Origin of the sequence: Enterococcus gallinarum NBRC 100675 (assembly GCF_001544275.1) — a bacterium.
Classification (GTDB): domain Bacteria; phylum Bacillota; class Bacilli; order Lactobacillales; family Enterococcaceae; genus Enterococcus_D; species Enterococcus_D gallinarum.
The window spans coordinates 38,571-62,495 of sequence record NZ_BCQE01000015.1; the positions used below are offsets into that span (position 1 = coordinate 38,571).

Sequence of the window (23,925 nt, forward strand, 5' to 3'; positions counted from 1 at the left end):
TTTATGCCTCCTTAAGCAGCGGGATTTTTATTTCAATACTTGTTCCTTGATTTTTAAAACTGATAATCTTTAATGTGCCGCCAACGGCACTGATTCGCTCACGGATATTCATCAGTCCATAGCTACCAGCTTTCTGATTGTCGACATCGAATCCTACACCATCGTCGATCACGCGCAACAGCACGTTGTGTTCAATATGATTCAAGTAGACTTCAAGTTCATCCGCTTTGGCATGACGCAGTGTATTCGATAATAATTCTTGAATCACTCGAAATAATTGGTCTTCTATAGAGCTTGGCATAGTAAACTCTTCGATATCCCATTTCAAGGATATCTTGATTTTTGTTTCCAATTCTTTTAATAATTGCTCGATTCCTTGTTTGAGGCTTTTTCCTTCCAATGTGACCGGACGCAGATGTAACAATAACGCTCGCATCTCAGACTGCGAAGCATTGATGATGTCCGTTACCATTGCCAATTGCTTCTTTTGCATTTCTGGAGCGTCATCCCGAATCGCTTGTTCGTTCAGCGCGGACATCATCATCATTGCGGCAAATAATTGTTGTGAAACTGAATCATGCAATTCTCGGGCCAAACGATGTCGTTCAGCTTCTAGGATTTCTTCTTTTGTACTGCCATCCACTAGCTGCGGCCGAGCATTTAATTGTTGAAGCTCACTTGACATATCTTTCATTTTCACCTGTAATTTCCTGATGTCTCGATCGACATCTTCAATCAACCGATTTTCTTGCGCATGAGGGATAGGTGTGTCAAGTAGTGGACTATCAATATCTCCATTTGAAAGCAATCGCAGTTTCTCTTCGATTGGCCCGTATTGGCGGTTTCTGAATAGAGAAATCAAAAGAAAGACAGCCAGGCCCACCATCAGCGAAACAACTAATAAATGAAAAATGATCGGTATAAAGAATAGTTTGATTTGAAAGACTTCTAGCAGCCAATTCTTCTTTCCACTAGCATAAAGATACGAAAAAAGAATCAAAATCATCATCAAAAAACTAGTGACTGCACTATAAAAAGCGATCATTCCTCGAGAAAATTTTGCAATCATACCCGAATCACCTCGATATCCCCAATCAAAGTGTTCGTTAAAATTTTTAGTCGGCGGGTGTTTTCTTCATAATCCGGACTGTAGATCGTAACTTTCTCATTCTTCAGACCTGTTGACTCGCCTTCGAAAATCACTGTGCCTATAAAGGTGCTATGTTCCATTTTGATAGCAACTCCAGCAGGTACTAAAATTCTCGTGCGACCGAATCCCTTACGGACGATTACGATATTTTCTTTTTTTGGTAATAATGTATTGCCCAAATCAATGATCGTATCTCCAGAAAAGATGTCGATATTGATATCATCCCATTCATAAACTTGATTACCGATCCGCTCATTGCCGATCCATTGCTGTTTCGTTTTATGAGGATGAAACTGCTTTGGTTCTTCTGTTTCTAAAATAATCATTTGTTTTTTGCGCCAAAACGTGTTTTTTGTAAAATCTACACCAGTGATTTCTACACCTTTCAATCCAATAAAAAGGATCGCAAAAATCAACATCAGCCACAAAGCCGGACTATTTAAAAGACTGATAAAGATGGCGATACCACCGGTAACCATCAAAAAATTATTAAAATTTGTTTTACGTTCTCTGCGAGAAACAAAGTAGATCGTCACAACACCTAAAATCAATAAAATCAATAACGGTGGATTCGATAAAATTTGCCAGACCGCAAATAGAAATAATAATGCTTCTACGACAAAGAAAAAACGCCAAGGGCTTTTCATATAAGCTCCTCCTCCCAATGATTCTATTTTATCATAACGGATTCTTCGATGGCATACATCCGTCGCGAGTCCGAAAAAAGATCCTGATTGGTCCTTTTCTCTTTGAGAAAGTGATCATCAGGATCTTCTGCTTAGACTTTTGCGAAAAAATCAGCTTTTTTTCACTTCTGTGATTTTCACCAGCATGTCTCCGCCTGGTGTTGAAATCGTTACTTCATCATTGACTTTTTTACCAATCAATGCGCGAGCGATCGGCGAATCATTTGAAATTTTACCAGAAAATGGATCCGCTTCTGCACTCCCAACAATTGTATATTCTTCCTCATCACCATCAGGTAATTCAACGAACGTGACGGTTTTTCCAATCGATACTTCATCATTGTCTACGCCTTCATTATCAATGATCTCAGCAAACCGGATCATATTTTCTAATGTGGTAATACGACCTTCTACAAAGGCTTGTTCATCTTTTGCAGATTCGTATTCAGAGTTCTCAGAAAGATCTCCAAAGCTGCGAGCTACTTTGATTCTTTCAATGATTTCTCCACGTTTGACTGTTTTTAATTCTTCTAATTCCTGCTCTAATTTTTCTTTTCCTTCTAATGTCATTGGGTATACTTTTTCTACCATTTTAATTTCTCCTTTTAACTTCGTATCAACTGCAAAAGGTAATCTTTTGCGAATAGTCCACAAAAGATTACCATGGTTTTTTTTAAATGTAAACTAATATCCTAATAAAAATTAATTCGAAGTATTGTTTACATATTTTTCAACTAAACGCATATGTTCATCATATGTTTCAGCAAAATAGACTTCTTGCGTATTGATGTCTGCCACAAAATAATAGTAATTATTTGGTGTTGGTTCCAACACTGCTTTGATAGATTGCTCGCTTGGATTATTGAATGGCCCTGGACCATATCCTGTGTTGACATACAAATTGTATGGTGAGTCTACTTGAGTATCTTCGTAAGTTACCAACTCTTTATGCTCGCCTAACGCATAGAGAATAGAAATATCTGACTGCAATGGCATATCCACTGCCAGACGGTTAAAGAAGACTTGGGCAATGTTCTTACGGTCATCTTCTTTACTACCTTCTTTTTCGACAAGAGAAGCCAACGTCAACACTTCTTGCACTGTCATTTCTTTTTCTGCAATCTGATCGTAATATTTAGACATAACAGTATTTGTTTTATCAATCATTTGGGTCACAACTTCTTCTAAAGTGTTTCCTTTATAATAGTCATAAGTTGCCGGGAAGAGATATCCTTCTAACTTGTACCGAATGCCTTCTGCTTTTGCCGCGCTATCCAACAACTCTGGATATGCTTCATGCATTTTATTAAAGAAGGTGTCATCTTTCATTAAAGCTAAGAAATCATCTTTCGAGATACTTGTTGCTTTGGCAAGCGCATCTCCGATTTGGTCTATATCATACCCTTCAGGAATCGTCACTTTCGCATCTGATGTCACTGACCCTTCCCCTTGCTGTAACTGGGCACTAATTTCATCCAGAGTCATACTTGGAGAAAACTGATAATTACCAGCTTGGAAACCAGTCAGATTATTAAATTTCGTATAATAATTAAAGATCATACCACTTTTGATGATCTTATCTTTTTCTAAAATCTCGCCAATCATTTTATTTGATGATCCGCTTGGAATCTCAACAGCAACTTTTTCTGTTTTTTCTGGATCTAACGGCTGCAAACTTGTTGTCACGTAGCGATAGGCAGAAAAACCTAAAATACCACCAACAAAAATCACAACGATTACAACGATTAACACAATTCTATTAACAATTTTATCTTCTTTACTTCGTTGTATTTTTCTAAAATCTTTTCCTGAAACTTTTTCATTTATCTCAGCTTTTTTAGCGTTGTTAGTTGATTTAGTTCGTTGTTTTTTTTGAGATTTATTTCTATCTGTCTGATGATCAAACTTCCCTTTTTCTCGCCTTGAACCAACAGAGCCATTCTGAGAATGGATGGTATCTGGGTTTATTTTTTTTCCAGTTGAGACACTCTCATTAGATTTATTTTTTTCTAACGATTTCATTACTTGATCCCTAACTGATTTTTCTGGATGTTGTTGTTTAGTCAAAACAACTCCTCCTTATTTAAACTTTTATAATGACTGTACAACATTATACATTAAAATAAGGAGGAAAGAAACGACATTCTTTTTTTAATCTTTTATAAATTTTCACCTGTTACATTTGAGACTATACTCTTGGCAATACTATCTAGGTTATTTCTAATTCTCATCACATCTGACGAATTCGTAATAAAACCTAACTCCAGTAGTCGATACTCAATATTTCTGGATCTAAACACATTTAAGTTTAGCAAATCATCCCGATAACTTAGTCCGCCACTTGAAGCAAATGAAGCGTTCAAACCAACAAATGATCTTATTGTTTTTCCTAAAGCTAAATTAACAGCATTGCTTCCATTGGGTCTCACAATCACATGCCCTCCGGTAGATTTTGTTCCTCCTGCATCTAGATGAAATTCTGTAACAGATGCAATTGAATTACTTACTGTATGAGCTCCACTCAAAGCTTTTGTATCTGTAAACATATCTCTATTTACATCATAAAAAACTATTCTACTTTCTTTTAACTTCTCTGCATATTTTTTTAAATAAGGTAACAATTCATTACGAGTAAATTCTCTTTCATTCGTACCACTTCCTATTGCACCAGGATCAATTCCTCCATGTCCCATTACAAATAAATATTCTGCTTTTTCGATATACGGTTTTGAAGTATTTCCAGGAGCTGCTTGTCCTTTCGGTACTAGTTTAATTTCTATCGACTCCACGCGCTTTGCCATTGAGCTTGTGCCAGAACGTTGATCATTTTTTGCCCAATCTAACCAACCATATGTTTGAGAGTGAACACGGTAATAAACATCATAGAGTAAGGAAATATTACCTGTTAACCTTATTTGAATAGCTTCAATTCGCTTTGCTTCTCCAACTGTTCCAGCCATTCCTCCGTCTGCTTGATAATCTTGCCACCCATAAGTCTGGACATGCGTGCGATACTCTATTCCGCCACTTACCGAAGAGTTTTCTAAGCCCAAAGTTAGAGCTTCAAGGCGTTTTCCTTGCCCAACCGTACCAATGGCAGCTTCACCAGAATTAATTGTTGTTGACCAACCATAAGTTTGAATATGAGCTGATAGATTTATATTTGGTTTTTCAATTGTATCATAAGAAATAAAAGGTAATGATGTATTCCCTGGTGCTACAGCTCCCTTAGGCACTAATTGAACTTCAATAGCTTCAACTCTCCTAGATAGAGACACACTACCAGCCATCTGATCATTTTTCGCCCATCCCAGCCATCCGAAAGACTGAATATGGACACGATAATAAACATCAAACAATTGTGATAAAGTTCCTGTCAATCTTACTTGGACAGCTTCAATTCGCTTTGCTTCATTTGTAGTTCCAGATAATTCGCCATTTGCTTTATAGGATTGCCATCCATAGGATTGAACGTGAGTACGATACTCAATGTTTCCATCATATCCACTATTTTCCAAGCTGATTTTCATTGCTTCTAATCTTTTGCTTTGATTAGTTACCCCCCCAGAAACAATCCCATTAGATTTAGAGGTGCTCCAACCGAATGTTTGAACATGAGTATCTAATTTCATTGTAGGGATGGTCAGACTTTCATTTGAAATATAAGGATTATTCGTAGCACCTGGCGCTTTTTCACCTTTTAATACGAGTTGAATCTGAATTGACTCAACCCGTTTCGCAAATCCGGAGCTTCCAGCTTCTGCTCCATTCTTGGCCCAGTCAAGCCACCCAAAGGTTTGTGAGTGAACTCGATAATAAATATCATACATTTCAGACAATTCACCTGTTAAATTAATTTTAACGGCTTCAAGACGTTTGCCTTCATTCTTTGTACCAGAAAATTCTCCGTCCTTCTTCTCTCCTAAACTCCACCCGTAGGTCTGAACGTGAGTAGAATAAACAATGCTTCCTTCCAACTTAGTACTGTTTGGATCTACGGACAATTCCATACCTTCTAATCGTTTGGCCAATCCAGTGGTTCCACCGGTGACGCTACTTGAAGGCGGAACTACTTCATCCCCTATGGATTGAATGTGAACTTTTAAATTTAAATTAGGTATTACTGGAGTAGATAAGACTTTTTTTGAATCAGTTTCGTTTTCTTTAGTAGATGAATCATCGTTTTGATGACTAGTGGAAGTTGTAGCTGACTCACTCGGCATTGTTTCATTATTGCTCGAGTTAATAGTAGAAGTAGCTGATGATTCTTCACTAGATGACGATGAACTATCAGAAATATTTTGAGAACTCGACACAGTTTCAGAATCATCAGTTAAAGAGCTTGTGGTCATGTTGCTCTGCTCAGTATTTGATTCCATCGTTGCTCTTACAACATTTTCACTAGATCTGAGTGTTTCTGCAAACCCAGTTACTTGTCCAACATTACCTAAAACCAACGTAACTACAAGTAAAAACCGAATAACTTTTGTTTTCATATAAGATTTAACTCCTTTTTTAATAAAAAACTATAAAATTTTCTTAAAAGATACTCTGAGGCATAACTACTACCTTAAATAAACTTCCCTTAAAAAATAGATTTTATTTTCTTATATTCTCCTGTAATGACTAATGAGCCAAATAGACTAACTAACCAAAGAATTCCTCTAATCAATAAAAGTAGAAAGAGATTCACATTTAACACAACAAATGTATTAAACAGTACCAACACTATACTTAAAATTCCACTTATCACAATGGGAGTAATAAGCTCCTTCAAAACATCAAAAAGTGTTCCATCCAATACTTTATTCATTAAAATCCAGTAGGAAGTAAAGAAATTCAGAATATATGCTATACAAACAAATAAAGCAACATATGTAATTGATGAAAAGCTAACCCCTACGAAAGTAAATCCAAGAATTAGAAAAGTTGATAATATTCCCGTCTTCAATAATGTTTTAGAATGGTTTCTAGCCATAAAAATGCTTCCCGTCGCAGACGTCAACATTTGAGCCCAAATACTAAAAGCTAAAATTGAAAAAGGGACAACTGCATTATACCAACGAGTTCCAAAAAGAAATAAGATTATTTCTTTCGAATTTATGACCATAAACACCGTTAAGGGAAAAGCTATTAGCCCCAACACGTGAATAATTTTCAAAAAAGTCTCTCGTATTAACTTCACATCGTCTTGATGATGAGACAAAACAGGCTGTAAGACAGGGGAAATGATTCCTAAAAAAACAGTATTCGGCATAGTAATCATTTGATAGCTTTTTTGGTAATTGGCTAATGGAACCGGGCCTAAAAACTTACCTATCAAAAGATTGTCAGAATTTCTAGAAAAATAATTTAAAATCGTAAAACCTAGTTGATTTCTTGCAAAAGTCCACAATGTTTTTACCGGCTTAAAATCCATGTTCTTAGTATAACGAATTTTTACGATTGCAAAATTTGTGAACAAAGTAGCAATAGCTGGAACTGCAGTACTCAATATCAATGCGTATACGCCCAAACCCGCAAAGGCTGCAGCAACACCCACAATTGCTCCGAAAAGATTGCAGAAAAGTAATCGCAAGTTCAGAGCGCGAAATCGCAATTCTTTATTTAAAATAGCTGTTGGGACAACATTCATTCCTTCCGATAAAACGATAATTGACATAAACCAAAATAATGGTTTATATATAGGATTTCCATAAATAGCCGCAACAATATTGCCAAAAGTTCCAAAACCGAGTGCCAATAACACTGCAAATAAAACTGTATAGTTAAAAACAATACCATAATCATTTTCATTCATTTTCTTATTTTGGATAATTGCTGGTCCTAAGCCGGCAGTCACAAACATTTGAAAGAATACTAAAAATACCTGAACATTCGCAACTACTCCGAATTCCTCAACTGGTATTAATCTTGATAAAATAACATTAATTAATAATTGAATCAAAACGTTACTATATTGTCCTATTGCTGTAAATATCATTCCAGATTTAAACGCATTTCTCATCTAGTTACGCATCCTTTTCTTTAATTCAGGAGTCGACAACGAAAAGATTTCCTTGACGAGGATCAGATTTTTTTTAGCATATTTAATTTTAAAAAGATAAGATTTTTTACTATTATTGTCATATAGCAAATCACTGGAAGCATCTTCTTTGTGATAGATACTCAAAGTTGGTACATACAGCTGCTTAAAACCCAAACGTTGGCAAACAATAGATAGAAAATCTTCTTCAAAATAAAGAAAAGTTTCAGGATAAAACCCAACATAGGAGTTTAAATAATTTTCAGTAAAAAAGATCGCTGCACCATGTAAGGTTTCTTCACAAGGATCCAAGATTTTTTCTTCGTTTATGACAATTTTTTCTGCTGTTTTCTCCCCCGCAAAATGAGTTGCTAACTTCTTGAGGATAGGATAAACATTAACACGTAAAGTTAATTCTAAAAATGTTAGTTTAATTTTTGGTAAAAGCAAGTCGTTATTTTTTTTAAGATTAACTTTAATAGGATTTTGATTTTTCCCGTCTCTGCTCAAAATTTCCGGACCGATCATCCCGATATTTTTAGAATAAGGGAGCGTTACTAATTTTTCCAAAAAATATCTATCTTCAAATAAAGTATCTCCATTGATCACTAGAACTTTCACGATCCCACGTTCTTTAAAAATTTTTAATCCGAAGTTATTCCCTTTTGCAAATCCAAGATTTCTTTCAGTGCGATAAACAGTAACCATCTCAGAATCGGCATATCTGTCAGAAAGAACTTCGTAAGAATCGTTTGGTGAATCATTATCAACGATAATGACTTCAAAATTTTGGAATGTTTGATTTAGCAATGAATCAATACACTCGATAGTATCTTGATAAGCTAAGTAATTAAGAATCAAAATTCCTATTTTTGTATCCATATGATTGATCCTACTTCCTATTTAACTAGATAATTTTTTTAATCAGTTTTGCAACTACATTCTTTTTTCCATTCTCATCATTGACGTAAACATAGCTCATGATGCTAAGAAAGATACTGTATAGGTAATAATTTTTGTAAAGGAAACTTCGCATGCCCTTATTCTTTGAATAAACTTGATTCATCATAAAAATTTTTTTTATTAATTCCTTGGCCAAAGGTGTTTTGTCTCGAATGCATTTAACTGCAATAAAATCGTTGAGATTTAAGGCTTTTTGGTAAAAATGTCCTAATGCTTCAGGATGTTTGACTTTAAAAAAAGCTTCTGTAAGTTCATTTTTTTTGATGACATCAAAATTTTTTTCATCGATTGAACTTGTTAGCGTTGAATTTTCAGTTGTTCTATAATAATAACTTTTGCTATCCACTAACGAAATACTAGAAACTTTATCCATCAGTTCATAGAAAAACAGGCCATCTTCATAAATAATCCCTTCCGAAAAGCTAATCTCTTTGAACAAACTAGAATCATATAGCTTGACAGTTGGCGAAACTGCTGGAAAGTCAGAGCCGTATAACTTATCAATTAATTCCAAAAACGTTCCTTCAAGCAAACATGGCTCAATAATCTTCGATTGATTTAGTTCGTTTTGATCCTTAGTAAATTTACACATAGCAACTTGCGTATCAAATTTTTTCACAGCATTCATTAGTTCCTCACAATAAATCGGAGTTATAAAATCATCGCTGTCTACAAAAGCAATATAGTCACCTTTAGCAATAGAAACTCCTAAATTTCTGGCACTTGATTGACCACCGTTTTTTTTATTAATCAGCTTAATATCTTTAGAATGATTTTTTTCTTTGATATCTTTAGCGATATGATACGATTGATCCGTTGAACCATCATCCACAATAATAATTTCAATATTCTCATATGTTTGTTGTAAGAGACTAATAATACAGTCATATAAATATTGCTCAGCATTATAAACAGGTACTATTATACTAATTTTACTACTCATTGTTTTGCACCTCTTAAATAATCAATTACTGGGGCAAATGTTTGCTCAAAACTAAAATGATTTTTACCATAGTCAAAAATTTTTTTACTTAATTCAGCTTTTGTTGAATCATTAACCAATTGACTATACCATTCAATCAAATCTGCTATATCAATTGGCGTATCATCGCCTGGTACTCGATAATAAAAAGGCAAATTCCGACCATCTAAATCTGTCTTAACACCGGAAAGAATTGGTAATCCTTTGGCTAAATATTCTTTTCCCTTCAGACTACTGTTATACGTCACTCCTGAACGATGTCTTGCGAGCGAATCAATACCAATATCAGCGTTTCGATAGAACTCATCGAGCTCAGAAAAGTCAACTCTTCCCATGAACTTCACTTTGTCTTCTAAATGAAACCGTGTTACCATCTTTTCATAGTCTTTTAATACTGGACCGTCCCCTACAATAGTGAAAATTACATCACGTTTTTTTCCAATGGAATTATAGTATTTATCCATACCTAGAATTACACGATCATATCCGTGATAGAAGCAAAGCGCAGCAACGCCTAAAAGATGAAGAGATTGATCTTTTTTTTCTAATTGATTAATTGGGCGACTAAAATCATAAGCGTTAGAAAGATTAATACACGGAATACCAAAGATTTCTTCATCATCAGAAAATGTGATAACCCGGTCAATATATTTTTTTAGTTTTGGAGTCCAAATTTTTTCTTTTAGTTGAATGTCCCACTTCACTATTCCTTTAAATTCGTTGATATAAGGATATGTAGGAATTTCCAAAATAATTTTCATATGCGGATTTACTGTCTTTATTTCCTTTAACAGATCAATCACACTCTTATCTAATACAGCACTTTTTCTTAAGTAAACAAAATCATAGTTTGTCCAATCAATGCCTTTTTCTACAAAGTATTGTTTTGAAACAAAAGGAACTAGATTAAGAAACAAGTGACCAATATTTCGTTTAGGATTTATTTGGCGGCAAATCGTAAAGCCATGATTTTCAAATTCTTCAATTTGTCGAAATATTTTTTTCTCGATTCCACCAGCATGGGACAGGTCTTGGGAAAAATAGATGCCTCTCATTTTTTTCCTTCTTTCAATTCTCTTATTTCCTTTTTTAGAAAAGATAGTTGCTGTGTCAATGTTTTAACCTGCCTTTGAGTCTTTATCAAAGTTATACTAGTTGTTAACGTGATAAATAAAAGAAATGCAGTTAGACTGTATAGTGCTAGTGAAGTTAGTGTGGTTATCCCAAAAAAGTGAGCAATTTTTGTTCCTATTTTTGGAAAAAATGCAGCGAGCAGCATCACTATCCCCAAAAAAAGCCACTTATTCATTTGACGTACTTCTGCGTGATCTTTCCTAATTAAGTAAATGGTCAATACAAAAAATCCAATAGATAAGAGGATAGCAATAATTTGCAGTTGAAATGGCATCTTACGACTCCTCCTTTTTTATGAGCGATGCAATCAAAATAGACAGAGACACATTGACCATATAAGCAACAGAGTCAAATAAATTAATACTAGATTGTCCAGTTGCTCGTTCAAACATTCTTACCCCAACCTCTTTGACACGTATGTTTTTTGCAAGTAAATGCATGTAACTTTCTGGTTCTGGATACTGACTTGGATATCTTTGGGCAAACTGCTTAATCACCTTCTGGTTACCAGCACGAAACCCGCTGGTGACATCTTTAATTCTTATTTTTGTTAACATAAAAATAAGACTGGACAATATTTTGATACCTAGCTGCCTTGCGCCAGTAGATTTAAATGTCGATTCGCTATCCTCTACAAATCTTGAACCTACAGCAAAATCTGCTCTGTCTTGAATAATTGGTTCAATTAACAAAGGAATGCTTTCGACATCATGTTGTCCGTCTCCATCATATTGAATTGCAATATCATAATTTTTTTCAAGAGCATAAAGGTATCCCGTCTGAACAGCTCCGCCGATGCCAAGATTATTAACTAACTCCACATGATGGATGTCGTTTTCTAAAAGCACGATTTCCTCGTTGTCTGTGGAGCCATCGTTAATTACGATATAATCTAGCTGATAAGGTGACTTTTTCTTATACTCTTCAACTTTAGTAACTACTTCTAGGATCCCTTCTTCTTCATTGTATGCTGGAATAATCAATAATATTCTCGGACTCACGCTATACACCCTTACTTTTCCTATAATTGATTGCTTTTTTGGTTATGGACATAGAATTTCATTAAGATCTTAGCGATACCTTTACCCCAATAACGCTGATACATTTCAAACTCTTCAAGCTCTCTTGTCTTGTCAACAGTGGTTGCTGTTGTTTCTGAATCCTCGTGAATTCTATGATGCATCTCTTTAAGTGGAATAAAACAAATTTTCCCTTGAAGCTTCATGATTCTTTCCCATGCATCCCAGTCAACGGCCATTCGCATATTTTCATTAAATTTGAAGTTTTTTAACAAATCTAAATTATAGGAAACAGCAGGACAGCAAATAAAGTTTCCAAATGCATAAATTCTTCTTTGATACCACTTGATTGGTATTAAGTCCATCATTTTTAGCCCAAAAGTTTTTATTTTAAGATTAATTGATCGATTCCTAATCTCACCATTTCCATCAATTTCTTCATAATCGGTAAAAACAATGGTGGCTGTTTTATTTAATTCAAACGTTTTAAGAATTTCTTCCCCATAATTTTTTAAATAAATATCGTCTTGGTGAACGATCGTAGCGTACTTTGTCTGAACAAAACTTAAAGCATTATTCCAATCCCTCCCAATACTTCCACCTTTTTTGGTGTACATCGGAATAGAATATTTTTCCGCAAGATTTTGAATATAACTATTGGGCGTGCTTGTGTAAAGACCAATTCGAGAAATTTGCTTCTTCACACTACTTTGATTCATACAAGACTGAATACATTCTTCCAAAAAAGGGGACTCCTTGTATGCGCAAATAATAAATGTATGTGTATGCATTTTTTCTTCCTTTAAACCACTTGAATTTTAAATATACTATAACCAATCTTAAAAAATTATACTCGACATTCTGACAATTCTCAACTGATAATCCAGAAACTTCTAATTTCCTTTCACAACTTTAAAAATCTAATATTTATTTTCCTCAAAAAAAGCGAAATGCTTGAAGTTTTTTTACGTTATATGTTAACTTGTTGTATAATTTATCTAATACTATTTTTGATGGAGGAATATTATGTATGTTTCTTTGATATTATTTTCAGTCCTTATATTAACATATAGGGATGAGTTCTTTATTCTAAGATTAACACGTTCATTGGTACTGACAGCTTTCCAGATTTCATTAACAGCTTTTATCTCTAGATCACTTGGTTTAACCAAGTTGCGCGCAAACTTGTTGTCATTATCGTTGGAAGATTATTCATTGAAAGTTTACGGTGTGAGTCTTGCAATAGCAGTTGGATTATACTTGCTATATTTCTTTTTTCATAAGACCACTCATTACACATATAAATCAGTTCAGTCATTTATCTTGATTACGGCTATTTTTTCTTTTATGGGGTTATTGACCTTTAGTGGAATTCTTGTTTATCAAAGTGCTTTATGGACAAAAAATTTTTTTGGTAATGTAGGAATTGATGAAATACTATATACATTGTCGCAGCCTTTGACTGGAACTGATGCTGGACAAATTTATACTTTTATTCTTGGTCCTCTACTTAATGCCGTTGTACTTTCGTTTTTAATCGTTTTTTTGTATCGTATCTTCTTTCTTTTTGTTTGGTCCAACAAAGATACAAGCTTTTATACCCTCTCCTCAAAGAAAAATATCTGCTTAACTATCGTTAGCCTCATAATAATGAGTACAGGTATACTAGCTGGGGTATCTACGATAGGTTATAGCGAATTAAAAGCATATTTTTTTGAAAAATCAACTCTTTATGAGGATTATTTTACTGATCCACATGATGTGAAAATTACCTTTCCTTCACAAAAAAGAAATCTTATATATATATATGTTGAATCACTTGAATCAACTTATCTTTCAAAAGAGTTGGGTGGGATACAAGAGGAAAATTTATTACCTCATCTATCAGAACTAGCACAAACTGAAAATGGTATCAACTTTTCACATCAAAATAACCTAGGGGGCGCTATTCAAGTTCCTGGTGTTGGCTTTACAGTTGGTGGGATGGTTGCTCAGAGTGCTGGAGTTCCTCTAAAAGTAACTGGCGGTTACAACGAGAATGAATATGGGAATACTACCAGTTTTATGCCCGGATTGACTTCTATAGGAACAATCTTGGCCGAACAAGGCTATAATCAAGCAATTTTAATGGGATCTGACGCTAGCTTTGGGGGGGCGAGATAAATTTTATTCACAACACGGTAACTATGAGATTAGAGATTACAATTATGCAGTAGAAAAAGAATGGATTCCAGATGATTACAAAGTATGGTGGGGGTTTGAGGATGAAAAACTTTTTGAATTTACCAAAGAAACCATTAATGAGATGGCTTCTTCTGAGCAACCATTTAATGTCACACTTTTAACTGCTGATACGCACTTTCCTGATGGACTTATGACCGCTGACACTCCAGTTCTATTTGATAAACAATATAGTAACGTCATTCATTACTCTGATGAATTAATAAGTCGTTTTATCGAATGGGTTCAACAACAACCATTCTATGACAATACGACTATCGTCATAACAGGTGATCACTTAAGTATGGACCCTAATTTTTTTGCTTCTGTCAATGAGAGCTATGAACGGACAGTATTTAATCTATTTCTTAATGCCCCAATCTCTACCGAAAACAGGCAAAAAAGAGCTTTTTCTACATTGGATTTTTTCCCAACAACACTCGCTTCTTTAGGTGTGACAATAGAAGGTGATAGATTGGGACTAGGAACAAATCTTTTTTCTGATAAAAAGACATTAATGGAGCAACTAGGTATCGATACCTTTAAAAACGAGCTGAGTAAAAATTCTTCCTATTACAATCAAAAAATCATGCAAGGTTCAGATCTTGAAATTAAGAACTAATTTAAAATTTTTAGGAAGTATACTTTGAGATTAATTTATAAAAGAACTTAACTGTAATTTTTTAATCATCAATTCTGATTTGAATTTATTATATCCAATAGTTCATATTTGCTAGAAATAAAATCTACCTAATAAAAGAATTTATTTCTAGCAATCTCTTTTTTATCATTAAAATCCATTTTATTGAGTGCGGTGATAATTCAATAGCTGAGGCCTTATTTTAAAAAGTAGAAAACGGTTTATTTATCTGAAATTAATTTTCGTTTACTCCACAATGTATGTTATTATTAAAAAAAATAGTAGGAGTGATTTAACTGAAAAGAAAACATTTTTATCTACCTCTTCTCTCCATCCTTTTTATTAATTTGAATTTACCTTATCTCATATTTGCCGAAAGTGAGAGTAGTTTTGTCGAACAACAAAGTGCTACTTCTGAAGACAGCCTCAGCCCACCACTTAATAATTCTGATTTAGAAACTATAAGTAGTGAATCGATCGAACAAGGATCAGAGAATGGAATCAACAAGTCAACTGATTTTGAAGTTCAAGATTCAACTCATGGAACAACAGAAACACGGAATACACACATAATGGGGGAGAGCAGTCTTGACGGTACAGAGAAGGAAGACTTAGCAACTACACTTCCACTAATAAAATTATCAAGTCATATTCAAAGCTATGGCTGGCAAGAAACCTCTGCTAGTAGTGTTGTATCTGCTGGTACAATAGGAGAAGGCAAACGATTGGAAGCTCTTTCATTGTCTGTTACAGGAGGTAAAATCGAGTATTCTGCGCATGTTCAAAGTTATGGCTGGCAAGAATATGTATCTGACGGAGAAGTGGCAGGTTCTTTTGGACAAGGAAAACGATTGGAAGCAATCAAAATAAGGCTATCCGAAGAGCTCGAAAAAAAATACGATATTTATTATCGTGTACATGTTCAAACATTAGGATGGTTAGATTGGGCATCCAATGGTGAGCCTGCCGGAACTGCTTCTATAGCTAAAAGAATTGAATCTCTTCAAGTCTCTATTGTTGCTAAAAACAATCCTGCACCTGGTAAAATAGACAATCCTTTTTATGCAAGCTTACCAAAATTAAGCCTTTTCACTCATATTCAATCACAAGGTAATAAATCAACATCAGGTATCTTAAATGTTTCTGGAGGAACAACAGGTATTGCAAAACGTATGGAAGGTATTTCACTAGCTGTTTTTGATCCTTTATTAAGTGGTGGTATAGAATATCGAGTGCATGTTCAATCTTATGGATGGCAACCTTATCACTCAAATGGTGGCTTTGCAGGTACTTCAGGTGAATCAAAGCGTTTAGAAGCGATCCAAATTCGTCTGACAGGAGAACTTGCAACTTCCTATGATATCTATTACCGAACGCATATTCAAAAGAAAGGCTGGACTGAATGGACCCAAAATGATGAGCCCAGTGGAAGTCTGGGACTAGCTTATCGAATGGAAGCTATTCAAATCGTGATACAAGCGAAAAACCTCCCTGCTCTATCTAGCAACAATGGAAATATCGCCTTTTACGGGAAAGTAAAAGCCGATTCTTCTTTAGGAACTACCCCAAAACAAGCAGATTTTATTAACGAACATATCTCGACAGCCAGAGAGCTTGGTCAAAAATATAAATTATACCCCTCTGTTTTGCTTGCCCAAGCTTGTTTAGAATCTTCTTACGGGACCAGTGCTCTAGCAAAAAATGCTCAAAATTATTTTGGCTTAAAATATCGTAATAATGAAGATGCAATTGGGATATATCCATCTGAAACACAAGAATGGGATGAAGAAAATGGCATCTATTATAACGTTATTGCAGATTTTTCAAAATATAAGGACTTTCAAAATTCTGCTCAAGGATATTCGAAACGTATTCGAAATGGTGTTAGTTGGGACTCGTTGCGCTATCAAGGTGTTTGGCGTGAAAATACATCATCTTTTAAAGATGCCACTAAAGCTCTAACCAATACTTATGCAACAGATCCTAATTATGGCACCAAATTGAATACTTTGATTTCCAATTGGAGATTATACGATTTTGATTAATTATTAATGTTTTTCCCGCAATAAATCTTTATATAGTTGATTCACTATCGAGTCTGTTCTATTGGGACTGGGACATAAGTCATCATCCAACAAGTTAAACCGAATAATATACTATTGCTAGGATAGATTCCTCTGACTTTTGCGACGAGGAGCCACTGCACCGCAGGAGCAATAATATATTATTCGGATAGTGTTACTTGTAGGAGACTTATGGCACAGCCCCTTAGTTAAAATGGTGACTTAAGTAAACGCTAATATAAAAATAGCCTTTCTCAGAAATCTTCTAGAAGATTTCTGAGAAAGGCTATTTTTATATGCAAGAAAGCTGTTTAATTTTCCACAACGCCAATTTCATCAAATTTGAGCCCAACCATGGACTTTGCTTTTTTTGCTCTAGAATATGAGAATAAGCCATGCCGAAACAAATACTCAGCCAATCGAAAATAAATTCTACAACAAATTTTTTCAATCATATTTTTTCTGTTAGGAATAATCATTCTTCCATCAGCAAAAATTTTTTTGTGATCCAGAACGTGCAATGACAACCAGATTGAATTCCTTATCCGATTCAATTTGTTCATAAAAAGAGCAAGACTTTAGTATTTAATGGATTTTGATATCATTCACGCTTTAACACATATTGCGTACAGGTTTCAGCCACCAACTACAAGTCATGAAATCTTTCTTCTTTCATTCGTATGAATGTCCTACCTTTGAGAAACTGTTGCGATTACCGCGATGCGTGAGACGAGGATGATGATTCGTCAGTTTTTTCTAAACGTTTTGGAAATTCATATTCTTGTGGTATCACCTTGCAGGATAGTTTTGCAGAATTAGTAAAGCCTTTTTGTCGCTTTCATTTTCCGATACTCCTAAGTGCAGCTAGTTGCGTCAAAACTTCAGCTAATCAATCTAGAATAAGATTAGTTAGAATCTTGTGAAATATGTTTCAATGCCAATGCTTCTAGCAAGATCAAATCCTTTCCTACTCATTTTGATTAATAAGAACACAAAAAAACTGAAACAGAAATTCTTTCATTCTGTTTCAGTTTAAATCATATTTCACCTATAGTTTTAAGGTTTACTCTAGACAAATCTCTTATCTTCAATAAAGTTTACTAATCATACGTCTAGTGCTTCTTTATTTTATACTTGACTCTTTGTAAAAAATTTCGTATACGAAACTCAAGCTGAGCTAATTTACTTTTTCTTTCATTTAATGTTAGTAGATTTTTCAAATGCCGAATAGATTTCAAAGAAGTCGAAACTGTGTATATTGATTCAATCAATTCTTGATAAACAAAAGAAATCTGGTATCTTTCTTGGGCCTCTACTGAGAAATTGACTGTCTCGCTTTTATACAAATCATAGTTTTCAAGTCTTTCTTCAATAAGCTGAGACAATCTTTCAATGTCTCCTAGTGGATAGACACATCCATGGTCAAAAAAATCAAATGCAGATAAGTGCCCTGGATTATCTGATAAAACAACTGGAACACCGTTTAATAGCGCTTCTACATAAACTAAACCGAATGTCTCCATTGAGGATGAGAATACACAAAGATCTTTATCTGTCACATACTCCCACGGATCTGCTACGTTACCCATAAAAGTAATATTATTTAAATGATATTTTTTTATATAATCAAGACATATTTTCTTGTATGGTTCATCCCAAGCTCCAATAAATACTAATTCTATATCTTGTTTATCCAATCTCCTATATGCTTTGATCAACTCTAATTGATTTTTTCTTTCATTAATCCGCCCTACTGAAACAATTCTATGCTTTGTGGCTTCCTTTAATTTTACAGTTTTTAGCTCCGTGTAGGGTGCAAAGGATTTTACTTCCTTTTTAAAAAGTTCCGACAAACGATCTTTTAATTTTCCTCTTACTGCATAAATTTCATCTGCATAATCATTAATAAAATCCATCTTACTTTTATAATATCTAAACTCATCTTCTGGAAACTCATGAATTAACCATATATGAGGAATTTCCTCGATTGCAGCTGCGATAGCTCCTTGGAACATATTTACAGTATTTGTAACAACAAGATCTATATCAAACTCATTTATTTTTTCTGAAATAAATGAAATATTGCTTCTAAAAGAAGTTGCTCGTTGTTCATCAGTACCAAATAACATGCCCGGAGCATCCTCCCACCACCATCGCTGATTTGGTACTAAAAAACAGTTAATTCCGTTTTCTTTACATAATTTTGAATAATCATTTTCAGAGACAACACCAGAAACTGGCGCGATATTCACAACTTGATTTCCTTGGTCTGACAAGTATTTCATTAAGTTAAATATTGAGATCTCTGCCCCATTGTCCATCGTGCCTGTTGGTGAAATGAACATAACATTTTTCATTAATTTCTCCTTTTTATAAATAGCCATATATAGCTACACAAGAATTCAAAAATGCAATTATATAAACAGCTTTCATACAAAAAATTGTTATTTGCGTCTCCAATCTATTGCTTATCAAATCCACTTTTTTAAACTCTAGTTTATTAATAAGCGGGGATAAGAGCAATGGCAAGAAAGCTAACAGATAAAAATGATATCTTCCTTGAACACCAGGCACTCTTAAATCACCCAATGAAAAAACTCTCGGGTCTCCAGTAATTGCAAAAATCGTGCCTACTAGAATAACAAAGAAAGTTGCTAAAGAAAGTCTAACTGTTACTTTGGGCAAAGAAATTTTCACAAGCATTGATGACAATATTATCAAAACTGTAAAAACAATAAAATTTATAAACCCCGTTGTTTCACTAGCCATCAAAAATGGTTGGGGATTTTTTAAGAAGTAACCTATTGAAGCAATGACATCAGAAAAAGACCTTAGAAATAATGTTACTGTATATTCGATATGAGTTAATAAATACGAAAGAACATTCTCGCTACCTTCTGAATTACTAACACTCGCCGAAATTGTACCGGTGAATACTTGAAATACTTTCCCATTGATTAACCATAGAAAGCCACATAAGAAACATAGAAAAGTTGCTACAACAGTATATATTTTATCATTTTTCTTATCATAATACTTTAATGGAATAAATATTGGCAACGCAGCTAATAAAATGACAGGGGCCTTACAAAAAATCAAGCCAAAACATGTTAGCATGTATAATGCAATTTTTTTCAACTTAATTATTCCTTCAGCTACAAAAAAATTAGTAAACTGAGCGAGAATTAACAATACTAGACCGTAATATAGGTTGTCGTAAGTAAAACCTGACGAAATCCATACAGCGAAAGGTGTAGTGGCTACCACAAAAAGGGCCAATTTATACCTTTTACTTATTTTTATTGCAAAAAAAGCCAATAAAGCATAAAACAAAACATTAAAAATACGACCCATATAATAATGAATAGAAACTCTATTTGAGAACAATCGACCAATTGTGATTCCTAAGGCACTCGGTAAGTATGCTGGATTATTAAAGCCACTTTTTTTTAACCATTCATCTTTATAGGTGGAAGAAATAGATTCCATCTTCATAAATTCTTCATTATAAATATTAGTATTTATATCATTTCCATATTCTGGTTTACTTGGTAATTTTGTTATTCCTAAAAAATCAGGAGATATCATAAGGAAATTTTTTTCGTCTGTCTGGTTTCTAATCTTTCCATCAGCAACTTCAAGAGCATGATAATAATGAGTATTTTCATCTAAATTTTGCCTAACGGGTAAAATAATAGCATTCAATGTTCCAATGATAAAAATTAGTAAAAAAGCATTGAATGCTATCTTTTTTTCATTTCTCAATCGTGAGAAAGTTAGTAAAAATAATCCCGCTATACTTCCGATAAGCATATACGTCTTAGGCCAAATTGTCTCTTTATACTGCAATAAAAACTGGGCCATTAAGAGAATAAAAAGAAATAAAAGAACCAGTTTAGTATTTTTCTTTAGTTCAATAAAATTTTTCTTTAATATTGACATTAACACTTTCTCCTTAAAAACATACTCAATTCATCTTCCTGACCTTCCGTTGAACAATTCTTCAAGACAAATTCATATGCCGCTTTACCGATTTGTTCTCTGAAAGAAGTATCATTTATCATTCTTTCCAGCTTCTCAAACCATTCATTATCTTTTGCTAAAAATCCAGTTTCATGATCTATAATCATCTCTTTAAAAGCTCCGATGTCACTTGCTAAAGTAGGCACTTGAACCAAAGCTGCTTCCAGCCATTTGATCTCTGATTTTGCTTCATTAAAAACAGATTGGACTAGAGGAGCTAAATTCACATTTATTTCTGAAATCAATTTGGGCAGTTCTTTCCAATCAACAAATGGATGAATAACAAGCTGAGAATCAAATTTTTCCATTTCTTTTGGAATGTCTAAATGTCCAACTAAATGCAATTCTACTTGAGGATATATTTCTAAAATTTTTAAAATAGCTGGTTTTATTAACTCAAAATTTTCATTATGAGTGATTGATCCAGAAAAATACCCAATTTTTACTTTCTCATTATTGTGTGTTTTGTTTTTTATCGCTGCTTGACTCAGTTTTACTAACTCTTGATTTGCAAGATTACGGTTAAGTAAAACGGTTTTTTGATAGTTGAACAACTCATTTTTCAGACTTCCTGTTGACGCAATAGCTCCATCACATAATAGCATCATTTTTTTATAACTAATAACTCCACTATCATAGTTGTTCTTCTCTACTTTAGAAAGATTTTGGACATAGGTAAGCTGATCCGTATATTTCGTATCAATCACTAAATCATCTATATCGTATAAAACAGGCTTATGGTACTTTCTTGCTAAACGAATTAATTCTACTAATCGATCATCGTAAGGTGCGCGATAAATAATAATATGGCTTGCGTGTTCCGCCAAACCCATCTGAAAAGTAGATAGGTTAACATGCCAGACATCAAAACCTAAGTTTATTAGTTGTTCTACCTTATTTTGTACACGATACTTGGTTAACTGCGGTATAGCGTTTTCGACACCGTCTATTATAAGGATATGCTCTTTATGCTTTTTATTTTTGACATCCTCCATAATTTGGTTGATAACTGTGATAGGATAATCTGTTTCACTTTTTATATACTCGATTAGTTCTGGTATTTCTGTTTTTCGCTTTAGTCCTTGCCATGCAAATTTTTCATCTGTATAATTCGCAAACGCGGTATATTTAATAATGGGTACTCCCTCTTTAACCATTTGTAACGGGTGGATATACATTGGACTGTCCGTATTATTTTCAGTTAACGCACCATGCTTAAATCCTAGATCGCTAAAATATTTTGTAAAAACCGTTTCATGTTTTCCGATTGCTTTTTCTCTTGAGTTTGTGTCGCCAAGATTTTCCCAATAGTCATAAAAAGAAGGATCATGAAACAATGATTTCTCAATCACTAAAAAATAGGACTGTAAATGAAGCGGAATATATCCGTACTTGTTAAATTTGGTAAAATCAGGTTGCTCTTCGCCATATGAGATTCCCCAAAAATCAAGATTTTTGGTAGCCATTTTTTTTAAAGCACTTGATAAATCTGATATAGGACCAACATTCGTGTCATTCACTAACAACAATTCATCATATTTCTTTAATTCCTTTTCTCCTAGATACTTAATACCATGTTTGAAGGCAGCTGTATCATATCCTTCATTAGACCGAAGACTAACTTCGCCGAATTGACGTAGTCTTTCTAAATCAGAGTCAGGTAGTTCCCCATTCACCACGATTAATACTTTCTCAGATAGTTGCGCTAATGAAGAAAGGAAGATAGTTTTATAGTCTTGCAAGTGAGTTTGACTTTCATAAATGACATAAATCAAAGCTCTTTTAGGATTCTCGTAGTTATTTTTTTTTCGAGCTAGTTTTCTTTTATTGGACAAAAATAAGAACTTCAAACTAGGTATTTTCCTTAGTTTCAAGAGAATCTTTTGTTTGACTTTAACAATAAGAACCTTACCTTTTCTAGGGTTCTTTATTAATTTTAATCCGTAACTAAATGGTTTCACAAAAAAATTACCAATTTTATAAGATTTTGAAGAGATGATTGCTTGCTTGTCCGCTTCCAATAATTGAACTAATTGTGTCATAGAAGCATTTTGGTTTTTCAACTCATTTTTCTCAAGAGTCTCTTCATTTAATTGCTCAGCTAGCATTTGATTTTCATGGGCTTTTTTTTCAAAAGATTTTTTTATCTCGTAAATTTCTGATATCAAAAATTCGTTATCCTTATTTTGATTATGAATATATTCAGTCAAATCACCCAAATGATTGAGCAACTCATCATATCGATCTTCTATTTGCATAATGTTTTTCTTAATTGCCGACATAACCAAATCAGGGTATTGCAATTGATGTTTACTCAAAAGATACAAATAAATCTCATAATAAAACTTTTCAGTTCCGTGCTGTCCTTTTCTGGAAATTGACTTTTCCAATACACGATAATTAAGTTTAGTAGACTGACATTTCACAGCCTTTGCGTGGTTAGTAAGAATTAATCTCATAAAAAAGTCATAATCAACTAATTTCTTTCTGTTTAAAGCTAGATCATAGGTTAAGTCTCCAACAATTTTTTTTCGAATCAATGAACAATTATCAATGAAATTACTAGCCAAAAAATCCTCTACTTGAAAAGGCTTAGCTTCCATGAAAATTTCACCATTGTCAACATTAACGAGGTCTGTGTAAACAATATCTGCTTTTTCTTTTTCAGCAACCTCAACTAGCTTTTCAATATAATCATTGTCAAGATAGTTATCACTATCAACAAATAAAATGTAATCCCCTGATGCTCTTTCAAGGCCTTTGTTTCTTGTCACACAAACACCACTGTTATCTTGCACAAGATAATTGTACTTCAATGAAACTTGAGCTAAAAAATTTTTGATAATATGATCGGAGTTATCTGTCGACCCATCATTTATGATCAATAATTCTAAATTTTTATACGTTTGGGAAGACACACTTGCCAGACATTGTCTAACATATTTATCATGATTATAGCAAGTTACAATCACAGAAACTAATGGGTCCAAAACGATTCACCTTTTTCTTTAAGTAGTTTT

18 protein-coding genes are annotated in these 23,925 nt (G+C 33.8%); 3 read left to right on the top strand and 15 right to left on the bottom strand.

Annotated features, from left to right (window positions below):
• Position 1 precedes the first annotated feature (1 nt).
• The 12 genes from EG2_RS09925 to EG2_RS09980 form a co-directional block, all read right to left on the bottom strand.
• A complete protein-coding gene (locus EG2_RS09925) occupies positions 2 to 1,069 on the bottom strand; it encodes a sensor histidine kinase (protein ID WP_003126937.1) in 1,068 nt (355 codons plus the stop codon).
• Entirely contained in the window at positions 1,066 to 1,797 is a 732-nt protein-coding gene (gene liaF, locus EG2_RS09930) for a cell wall-active antibiotics response protein LiaF (protein ID WP_005472252.1), read from the bottom strand. Before liaF ends, EG2_RS09925 begins: the two co-directional genes overlap by 4 nt.
• 150 nt (positions 1,798 to 1,947) lie before the next feature.
• Positions 1,948 to 2,427 (bottom strand): transcription elongation factor GreA, encoded by a 480-nt coding sequence (gene greA, locus EG2_RS09935; protein ID WP_060814612.1) that lies wholly within the window; start codon positions 2,425 to 2,427, stop codon positions 1,948 to 1,950.
• Positions 2,428 to 2,538: 111 nt separating this feature from the next.
• A complete protein-coding gene (gene mltG, locus EG2_RS09940) occupies positions 2,539 to 3,858 on the bottom strand; it encodes an endolytic transglycosylase MltG (protein WP_082709552.1) in 1,320 nt (439 codons plus the stop codon).
• Between the two features lie 137 nt (positions 3,859 to 3,995).
• A complete protein-coding gene (locus EG2_RS09945; RefSeq protein WP_060814616.1) occupies positions 3,996 to 6,332 on the bottom strand; it encodes an N-acetylmuramoyl-L-alanine amidase in 2,337 nt (778 codons plus the stop codon).
• A gap of 89 nt (positions 6,333 to 6,421) precedes the next feature.
• On the bottom strand, positions 6,422 to 7,843 hold the full coding sequence (locus EG2_RS09950; RefSeq protein WP_060814618.1) for a lipopolysaccharide biosynthesis protein: 1,422 nt from the start codon (positions 7,841 to 7,843) through the stop codon (positions 6,422 to 6,424).
• The gene (locus tag EG2_RS09955) at positions 7,844 to 8,743 is read right to left on the bottom strand and encodes a glycosyltransferase (RefSeq protein WP_060814620.1); all 900 of its coding nucleotides are present in this window, start codon (positions 8,741 to 8,743) and stop codon (positions 7,844 to 7,846) included. It lies immediately after the preceding gene.
• 25 nt (positions 8,744 to 8,768) lie between these two features.
• The gene (locus tag EG2_RS09960) at positions 8,769 to 9,767 is read right to left on the bottom strand and encodes a glycosyltransferase family 2 protein (protein WP_071870136.1); all 999 of its coding nucleotides are present in this window, start codon (positions 9,765 to 9,767) and stop codon (positions 8,769 to 8,771) included.
• On the bottom strand, positions 9,764 to 10,861 hold the full coding sequence (locus EG2_RS09965) for a glycosyltransferase (protein ID WP_060814622.1): 1,098 nt from the start codon (positions 10,859 to 10,861) through the stop codon (positions 9,764 to 9,766). The genes EG2_RS09960 and EG2_RS09965 overlap by 4 nt, the downstream gene beginning before the upstream one ends.
• Complete coding sequence (locus EG2_RS09970) at positions 10,858 to 11,214, bottom strand: DUF2304 domain-containing protein (RefSeq protein WP_029486989.1); 357 nt, start codon at positions 11,212 to 11,214, stop codon at positions 10,858 to 10,860. The genes EG2_RS09965 and EG2_RS09970 overlap by 4 nt, the downstream gene beginning before the upstream one ends.
• 1 nt (position 11,215) lies before the next feature.
• Positions 11,216 to 11,941, bottom strand: coding sequence for a glycosyltransferase family 2 protein (locus EG2_RS09975; RefSeq protein WP_060814677.1), 726 nt, complete (start codon positions 11,939 to 11,941; stop codon positions 11,216 to 11,218).
• A gap of 20 nt (positions 11,942 to 11,961) precedes the next feature.
• Positions 11,962 to 12,750, bottom strand: coding sequence for a glycosyltransferase family 2 protein (locus tag EG2_RS09980; protein ID WP_060814624.1), 789 nt, complete (start codon positions 12,748 to 12,750; stop codon positions 11,962 to 11,964).
• Between the two features lie 235 nt (positions 12,751 to 12,985).
• Between EG2_RS09980 and EG2_RS19600 the strand changes: the two genes are divergently transcribed.
• The 3 genes from EG2_RS19600 (at position 12,986) to EG2_RS09995 (ending at position 16,864) form a co-directional block, all read left to right on the top strand.
• The gene (locus tag EG2_RS19600) at positions 12,986 to 14,122 is read left to right on the top strand and encodes an alkaline phosphatase family protein (protein ID WP_060814626.1); all 1,137 of its coding nucleotides are present in this window, start codon (positions 12,986 to 12,988) and stop codon (positions 14,120 to 14,122) included.
• Entirely contained in the window at positions 14,106 to 14,801 is a 696-nt protein-coding gene (locus EG2_RS19605) for a sulfatase-like hydrolase/transferase (protein WP_060814628.1), read from the top strand. Before EG2_RS19600 ends, EG2_RS19605 begins: the two co-directional genes overlap by 17 nt.
• Positions 14,802 to 15,166: 365 nt before the next feature.
• Complete coding sequence (locus EG2_RS09995) at positions 15,167 to 16,864, top strand: glucosaminidase domain-containing protein (RefSeq protein WP_139243308.1); 1,698 nt, start codon at positions 15,167 to 15,169, stop codon at positions 16,862 to 16,864.
• 1,130 nt (positions 16,865 to 17,994) lie between these two features.
• Here EG2_RS09995 and EG2_RS10005 read toward each other — a convergent pair.
• Genes EG2_RS10005 through EG2_RS10015 form a run of 3 tightly spaced genes read right to left on the bottom strand, consistent with a single transcriptional unit; the run spans position 17,995 to position 23,895 of the window.
• Positions 17,995 to 19,239, bottom strand: coding sequence for a glycosyltransferase family 4 protein (locus EG2_RS10005; protein WP_060814634.1), 1,245 nt, complete (start codon positions 19,237 to 19,239; stop codon positions 17,995 to 17,997).
• A gap of 13 nt (positions 19,240 to 19,252) precedes the next feature.
• The gene (locus tag EG2_RS10010) at positions 19,253 to 20,824 is read right to left on the bottom strand and encodes a DUF2142 domain-containing protein (RefSeq protein WP_082709551.1); all 1,572 of its coding nucleotides are present in this window, start codon (positions 20,822 to 20,824) and stop codon (positions 19,253 to 19,255) included.
• Positions 20,824 to 23,895: a rhamnan synthesis F family protein gene (locus EG2_RS10015; RefSeq protein ID WP_060814635.1), complete on the bottom strand. Its 3,072-nt coding sequence runs from the start codon at positions 23,893 to 23,895 to the stop codon at positions 20,824 to 20,826. Before EG2_RS10015 ends, EG2_RS10010 begins: the two co-directional genes overlap by 1 nt.
• Positions 23,896 to 23,925: the final 30 nt, after the last annotated feature.